This is a genomic window from Paractinoplanes globisporus DSM 43857, assembly GCF_000379645.1.
In the GTDB taxonomy this organism is placed as follows: Bacteria; Actinomycetota; Actinomycetes; order Mycobacteriales; family Micromonosporaceae; genus Actinoplanes; species Actinoplanes globisporus.
Genome location: NZ_KB903354.1, coordinates 1 through 1,256, shown reverse-complemented (window position 1 = coordinate 1,256; position 1,256 = coordinate 1). Strand labels below are relative to the sequence as shown.

At 66.7% G+C, this 1,256-nt stretch carries 2 protein-coding genes; both read right to left on the bottom strand.

Annotation, left to right across the window (positions count from 1 at the left end):
- Positions 1–960, bottom strand: a 960-nt coding sequence (locus A3CQ_RS0146285; protein WP_020517792.1) for an acyl-CoA dehydrogenase family protein, incomplete at its 3' end; no start/stop codon positions are given.
- Between the two features lie 11 nt (positions 961–971).
- Positions 972–1,256, bottom strand: a 285-nt coding sequence (locus tag A3CQ_RS56420; protein WP_040434198.1) for an acyl-CoA dehydrogenase family protein, incomplete at its 5' end; no start/stop codon positions are given.

The following is a 1,256-nucleotide window of genomic DNA, read 5'->3' as shown; positions in this document are numbered from 1 at the left end:
GGAGAGTTTGGCGATGGATGCCTTGGCGTGCAGGGTTTTGCGGTCGGTGTCGTTGTCGGCTTCCCAGGCGACCTGGTGGGTGTAGGCGCGGTTGACGGTGATGTCGACGGCGGAGTCGGCGAGCATGCCCTGGATGAGTTGGTAGCTGGCGATGGGTGCGCCGAACTGGTGGCGTTCGACCGCCCAGTCCCGGGCGAGAGACAGGGCACGCTCGGAAGCGCCGATGGTCCGCGCGGCGATCATCAGGCGTTCCTCGGTGAACCAGGATCGGGTGATGTCGTAACCCTGGCCGAGCTCGCCCAGGACGTTCTCGTCCGGCACGAAGACATCCGTGTACGTGAACTCGGGGTGCTCGTAGACGAAGGTGTGCATGAATCGCGGGATCCGCTTGATCTCGACGCCGGGAGTGTCGCGATCGACGAGGAAGAGGGTCGGCTTGCGGTCCTCACCGGCCAGGGCCAGCAGGACCTGGAAGTCGGCGTGGTCGCCGACGGTGACAAACCATTTCTCGCCGTTGATGGACCAACCACCGGACACTTTGGTGGCCGTCGTCCGGATGCTCTGCGGGTCGGAGCCGGCCCCGGCCTCGGTGACGGCGTAGCAGTCGCGCCGCTCGCCGTTGATGGTCGGTATGAGGTACTTCTCGCGCTGGGCCGGGGTGCAGAAGCGCAGGGCGTTGGCCGGTCGCCAGACCATGTCCCACAGGGCGCCGGTGAGCTTGCCCAGCTCCTCCTGCACGATGACCTGCTCGGTGATGGTGAGGCCCGCGCCGCCCCACTCGGCCGGCATGTTGATGGCCTGCAGGCCGGCGGCCAGCACCTCCTTGGTCACCTCGGCGTGCACCTCGGCGGGCAGTCCGTTGTTCTCCTCGCACGCCTGCTCGTAGGGCGCGATCTTCTCGAAGAGGGCCCGCGCGCTCTGCTTCAGGTCGTGCTGGCGGGCGGAGTAGCGAAAGTCCATGAATTCTCCCCTTAGCCGAGTTGGAGCACGCGGGTGCCGCGTTTGGTCAGTTCGTTGGCGATGATGAGGCGCTGGATCTCGGAGGTGCCCTCCCAGATGCGGTCGACGCGGACCTCCCGGTAGAGGCGCTCGACCGGGTTGGCGCGGTCGTATCCGCGTCCTCCGTGGATCTGCAGGCTGCGGTCGATGACCCGGCTCGCCGCTTCGCTGGCGGAGAGTTTGGCGATGGATGCCTTGGCGTGCAGGGTTTTGCGGTCGGTGTCGTTGTCGGCTTCCCAGGCGACCTGGTGGGTGTA